Genomic DNA, 6,107 nt, shown 5'->3' on the forward strand with positions numbered 1-6,107 from the left:
AAGGTTGATAGGTCGGAGGTGTAAGTGTGGTAACATATTTAGCTGACTGATACTAATAGGTCGAGGGCTTGACCAATAAAAATAGGCTTGAAACTAATTCATGTGCAATTTTCAGAGAACACTCTGAAAAGTAAATCTGGTGATGATGGCGTAGAGGAAACACTCCTTTCCATTCCGAACAGGAAAGTTAAGCTCTACAGCGTCGATGGTACTGCATGGGCGACTGTGTGGGAGAGTAGAACGTTGCCAGGTTGTTAAAAAGACTTAAGAATTTATTCTTAAGTCTTTTTTTTATATAAATTTCCTTTGAATTTTATTATTTATAAACAGATATAATAAATTTTTAATAAAAATTGTTTATAAAATAAAAAAAGATGTGGATAAATTGTAGCATAATATAATATCAAAAGTTTCTAATATAATAATTTACTCAATCTTCCTATCATAGTACTTATATAAGGATAGTTTTTGATAAGAATATTATTCAATAAATTTCATAAATTTAAACTTTTTAATTTATATAAGAAGTGCTATGAGAGTATTAAGGGTATCATTTGAGGCATACAATTTACTTATAGGCGGAATGAATAAGTAATATTGCTTTAATGGGAGGAGAATTTATGCTAGATGTAGATAAGAATTTCTTAAAAAGGGATTATAGAAAAAAGTTTCTTGAAGTAAACGGAAAGGATTTAGAGGACGGAACTAAGAAACAACAGTATGAAGCATTGGGAAGCTTGGTTAGAGATTATGTTGCAGAAGAATGGCTTAATACTAACAATAAGTACAAGGAAACAGGAGAGAAGCAAGTATATTATTTTTCAATGGAGTTTCTACTTGGAAGATTATTAGGGGATGCTTTAATGAATTTAGGTATAAGAGAAACTTGTAGAGAAGCGCTTGCTGATTTAAATATAGATTTAGATGAGCTTGAAAATTTAGAACAGGATCAAGGTCTGGGTAATGGTGGTCTAGGTAGACTAGCAGCTTGTTTTTTAGATTCTATGGCATCTTTAAATATACCAGGACACGGGTGTGGAATAAGATATAAATATGGATTTTTCGAGCAAAAAATAATAGATGGAAAGCAAGTAGAAGTTCCTGATAATTGGTTAAGGTCAGGCAATGTATGGGAAATACCTAAAAGAGATAAATCTGAGATAGTAAAGTTTGGTGGAGAAGTAAAAGTTAAAACTGTGAATGGAAGACTGACATTTATTCACGTTAATTATGAACCAGTACTAGCAGTTCCTTATGATACCCCAATAGTTGGATATAAAAATGAAATAGTTAATACTTTAAGGTTATGGTCTGCAGAGCCTGTAAACAATGAATTCGATTTTTCATCATTTAGTAGGGGTGAATTTTTAAAGGCAATTGAATATAAAAATTCTGTTGAATCAATATCATTAGTTTTATATCCAGAAGACTCATTTTACGAAGGGAAAATGTTAAGATTAAAGCAACAATACTTTTTTGTATCTGCTGGCTTACAAAGCATTATAAGACATTATAAAAAGTATAATAATAATATACATGAAATAGATGAAAAGGTGGCAATTCATATAAATGATACTCATCCAACGTTAGCTATACCGGAGCTTATGAGAATATTAATGGACGAAGAACAATTGTCATGGGAAGAAGCATGGCGAATTACCCAAAATACAATTTCATATACAAATCATACTATACTTGCAGAAGCATTAGAGAAATGGCCCATAAATATGTTCAAGGAGATATTACCTAGAATATATATGATAGTTGAAGAAATAAACGAGAGATATTGTAAGGAATTGTGGAATAAATATACAGCACAGTGGGATAAGATTTCTAGAATGGCTATAATTGGAGATAATTTTGTTAGAATGGCTAATCTAGCTATAGTAGGAAGCCATAGTGTAAATGGAGTTGCTAAACTTCACACAGAAATACTTAAGAAAAAGGAAATGTCAGATTTTTATTATTTCTATCCAAATAAATTTAATAATAAAACTAATGGAATAACTCATAGAAGATGGCTATTGAAGAGCAATCCAGAACTAACCAATCTTCTTAAGGAAACTCTAGGAGAGAGTTTTATTAGACATCCAATGGATTTGCTTAATTTTGAAAAGTATCTAAATGACAATAATGTATTAAATAAGCTTAGTAGTATAAAGTTAAATAATAAAATTAAGTTATCTAATGAGATTTATAATTCAACAGGTATAAAGGTAAATCATGATTCTATATTTGATGTTCAAGTAAAAAGAATTCATGCTTATAAGAGACAAACTTTAAATTGCTTAAGAATTATGGATTTATATAATAAATTAATAGAAAATCCCAATATGGATATAAATCCAAGAACATTTATCTTTGCTGGAAAAGCAGCACCAGGATATCTTTTAGCTAAAAATACAATAGAACTTATAACATCAATAGCTAATAAAGTAAATAATGATCCTAGAGTTAATGATAAAATAAAGGTTGTTATGATGGAGAATTATAGAGTATCTTTAGCAGAAAAAATAATTCCAGCAGCTGATTTAAGTGAGCAAATATCAACAACTACAAAGGAAGCCTCTGGAACATCTAATATGAAGTTTATGATGAATGGAGCAGTTACGATAGCTACATTAGATGGAGCTAATATAGAAATAAGAGATGAAGTTAAAGATGATAATATAGTTATATTTGGGTTAACTGCAAATGAAGTTTTAGATTATTATAAAAATGGTGGATATTCAGCATGGGATATATATGATAATGATAATAGAATAAAAAGAGTTATAGATAATTTAATTGATGGAACCTATTCTTATGATAAGGATAAGTTTAGAACAATATATGATAGCTTATTAAAATATAATGATGAGTTCTTTGTTTTAAAAGATTTTGATAGCTATATAAAAGCTCAAATAAAGGTAAATGAATTATATAGCAATAAGTATAATTGGCAAAGAATGTGTGGAGTAAATATAGCCCATTCTGGAATTTTTTCATCTGATAGAACAATAAAAGAATATGCAACAGGAATCTGGGGATCTGGAGTATTATATAAAAATTTATAAGATTATTAAAACACCTAAAAATCAATTAGGTGTTTTTTAATAAATATAATATTACTCAACATATAATTAATAGTTTACTCATATGTATATTCTAAGAGATACTTTGTGTAATAGATTATAGATACTTGGAGATTTTAATAATTATTTATATATAAGCAAAGGTAAGGAGAGTAGGATAGATGGGTAAGAAAGAAATTGTAGCAATGATTCTAGCTGGAGGACAAGGGTCACGTTTAGGAGTATTAACAAAAAGATTAGCAAAGCCGGCAGTACCTTTTGGTGGAAAGTACAGAATTATTGATTTCCCATTAAGCAATTGTTCTAATTCAGGTATATATACGGTGGGAGTATTAACACAGTACAAGCCATTAGAATTAAATACACACATAGGTATAGGATCGCCTTGGGATCTAGATAGGAGAGATGGTGGAGTAAGAGTATTGCCACCATATCAAGAGGAAAAGGGAGGCAAATGGTATAAAGGAACAGCAAATGCCATTTATCAAAATATTGAATATGTAGATAGATATAATCCAGAGTATATATTAATATTGTCAGGTGATCATATTTATAAAATGAATTATGATAAAATGTTAGAATTTCATAAGCAAAAAAAAGCTGATGCTACAATAGCCGTAATAGATATACCTATAGAAGAGGCTAGTAGATTTGGAATTATGAATACAAGAGATGATTTATCAATATATGAATTTGAAGAAAAGCCTCAAAATCCTAAAAGTACAAAGGCATCTATGGGAATATACATTTTTAATTGGAGTATCTTAAAAAGGTTTTTAATTGAAGATGAAAATAATATAGACTCTAGTAATGATTTTGGTAAAGATATTATTCCAAATATGTTAAATAATAAAATGAAATTAGTAGCTTATCCTTTTGAAGGATATTGGAAGGATGTTGGAACTATAAGAAGCTTATGGGAAGCTAATATGGATTTATTAAATACAGATAATAAATTAAGTTTATATGATAATGAATGGAAGATATATTCAGAGAACATAGCAAGACCAGCTCAGTATATAGGAAGTAACTCAAATGTTAATGAATCTCTTGTAGTAGAAGGGTGTATAGTTGAGGGAGATGTAGAACACTCAGTAATATTTCAAGGGGTAAGCATTGGGAGAAATTCAATAATCAGAGATTCAGTAATAATGTCAGATACTAAGATTGAAGATAATGTAGTAATAAATAAGGCTATAGTCGGAAGTAATGCAATAATAAGAAGTGGCTGCAAAATTGGGGATGGTAAAAAAATAGCAGTTATAGCATCTAAAGAAGAACTTAAAAATGGTACAACATTAGAGCCTGCTGAAGCATTATAAATTAGGGGGAAATTAAATGAAGGATTGTATAGGAATAATAAACTTAGACGAAAAGGAAGATTATTTAAAAGAATTAATAGGTTCTAATACAATATCTGCAATGCCTATAGCGGGAAGATATAGAATAATAGATTTTATTCTATCAAATTTGACTAATTCAGGGGTAGAGTGTATCGGGATATTTACAAAAAGAAAGTCCTATTCTCTTATGAAGCACTTAAGCAATGGAAGACCGTGGGATCTTCATAGGAAGCATGATGCTTTAAAAGTATTCAATTACAGTGAATATGATCCAGTATATGATGATATCCATAGTTTTATAGAGAATATTGAATTTATAAAATATAGTAGAAAAGAATATATAATTATATCTCCATCATATATGATATGTAATATCAATTATAGAGAAGCATTAGAAAAACATAAAACTTCAGGGGATGATATTACGGTAATATATAAGAATGAAGATAATTCTAGTAATAAATTTATAAAGTGTGAAGAAATAATAATAGATGATAATGGAAAAGTAAAAAGTATAAAGACTATTTTAGAAGGAAGAGGAAGTACTAATGTAAATATGGAAATGTATATAATGAAAACAAGTTTATTTATAGATATAATAAGGGGGAGTATAACTACTGGACTATATAAGAAAGTAAAAGAATATATAGTAGATAACTTGGAAAATTTAAATGTAGGAATCTTTGAATTTAAAGGATATCTATCTTGTATAAATTCGCTGGAATCATATTTTAATACAAATAAGGAAATATTGAATGTAAAAATAAATAGAGAATTATTCTACGAGAATAATCCTATATATACAAAGCAAAAGGATGAGTCTCCAACATATTATTCAAAGGAAAGTAAAGTAAATAATTCTATAATAGCAAATGGATCATATATAGAAGGTAAAGTAGAAAATTGTATAATTGGAAGAAAAGTAAAAATAGCAAAAGGCGCTATAGTTAAAAATAGTATAGTGATGGAAAACTGTATAGTACAAAATAATACAATAATAAATAATGCTATATTGAATTCTGGAAATATAGTAGTAGAAAATAATGTGATAAACGGCTCTAGCGATTATCCAACTATAATATAGTTAATAATATAATATAAAATAATAGAAAAAGATAATAAAAGGTGCTTAATATTTTATATTCTTTTATAAGATATTAAGCACCTTTTACATACAAGAAAATAATGTTTTGTAGTAATAAGATATAATTTAAATAACAACTAATCCACACGTATCAATATAAGATAATATAAGTAAAATAAAGATATTTAGATGATTTATAAGTATAATTAGCATATTTAATAAATTAAGGTGTAATTTATTAAAAGAAAGCATGATATCATACTTTATGTCCTAAGGGACAAGAGGTCTTACAAAAAAGATTTGAAAGTCAAAAAAAGATGTTGACAAACAAATCGAAAGATAGTAAGATAAGAAAGTCGCTTGAGGGCGATGAAGAAAATGGTCTTTGAAAATTGAACAGAAAATAAGTTAAGTAAACAAACCAGCAATTCTTTTAGACGTCTTAACATTAAGACTCAAAGTAATTTGAGCAAAGATTAAACTTTTTATTGAGAGTTTGATCCTGGCTCAGGACGAACGCTGGCGGCGTGCCTAACACATGCAAGTCGAGCGAGAGGAGTTCCTTCGGGAACAAATCTAGCGGCGGACGGGTGAGTAACACGTGGG

3 protein-coding genes and 1 rRNA gene are annotated in these 6,107 nt (G+C 28.6%); all 4 read left to right on the top strand.

The window, feature by feature from the left end:
- The first annotated feature begins 135 nt into the window (after positions 1–135).
- The 4 genes from rrf to glgD all read left to right on the top strand — a co-directional run bounded on the left by rrf (position 136) and on the right by glgD (position 5,501).
- Positions 136–252: ribosomal RNA gene (rrf, locus tag CSBG_RS16390) — 5S ribosomal RNA — on the top strand.
- Between the two features lie 368 nt (positions 253–620).
- Positions 621–3,056 carry a glycogen/starch/alpha-glucan phosphorylase gene (locus CSBG_RS16395; protein WP_008681308.1) on the top strand — a complete coding sequence of 812 codons (2,436 nt, stop codon included), beginning with the start codon at positions 621–623 and terminating at the stop codon, positions 3,054–3,056.
- A 179-nt stretch (positions 3,057–3,235) separates the two neighbouring features.
- Positions 3,236–4,396 (top strand): glucose-1-phosphate adenylyltransferase, encoded by a 1,161-nt coding sequence (locus CSBG_RS16400; RefSeq protein ID WP_008681311.1) that lies wholly within the window; start codon positions 3,236–3,238, stop codon positions 4,394–4,396.
- Between the two features lie 16 nt (positions 4,397–4,412).
- Positions 4,413–5,501 carry a glucose-1-phosphate adenylyltransferase subunit GlgD gene (glgD, locus tag CSBG_RS16405; RefSeq protein ID WP_008681313.1) on the top strand — a complete coding sequence of 363 codons (1,089 nt, stop codon included), beginning with the start codon at positions 4,413–4,415 and terminating at the stop codon, positions 5,499–5,501.
- Positions 5,502–6,107: the final 606 nt, after the last annotated feature.

Origin of the sequence: Clostridium sp. 7_2_43FAA, assembly GCF_000158375.2 — a bacterium.
GTDB lineage: Bacteria > Bacillota > Clostridia > Clostridiales > Clostridiaceae > Clostridium > Clostridium tertium.

Bases quoted from the DNA above. Each gene is read 5' to 3' on its own strand.
- CSBG_RS16395 (WP_008681308.1), top strand. From the start codon at position 621: ATGCTAGATGTAGATAAGAATTTCTTAAAAAGGGATTATAGAAAAAAG.
- CSBG_RS16400 (WP_008681311.1), top strand. From the start codon at position 3,236: ATGGGTAAGAAAGAAATTGTAGCAATGATTCTAGCTGGAGGACAAGGG.
- glgD (WP_008681313.1), top strand. From the start codon at position 4,413: ATGAAGGATTGTATAGGAATAATAAACTTAGACGAAAAGGAAGATTAT.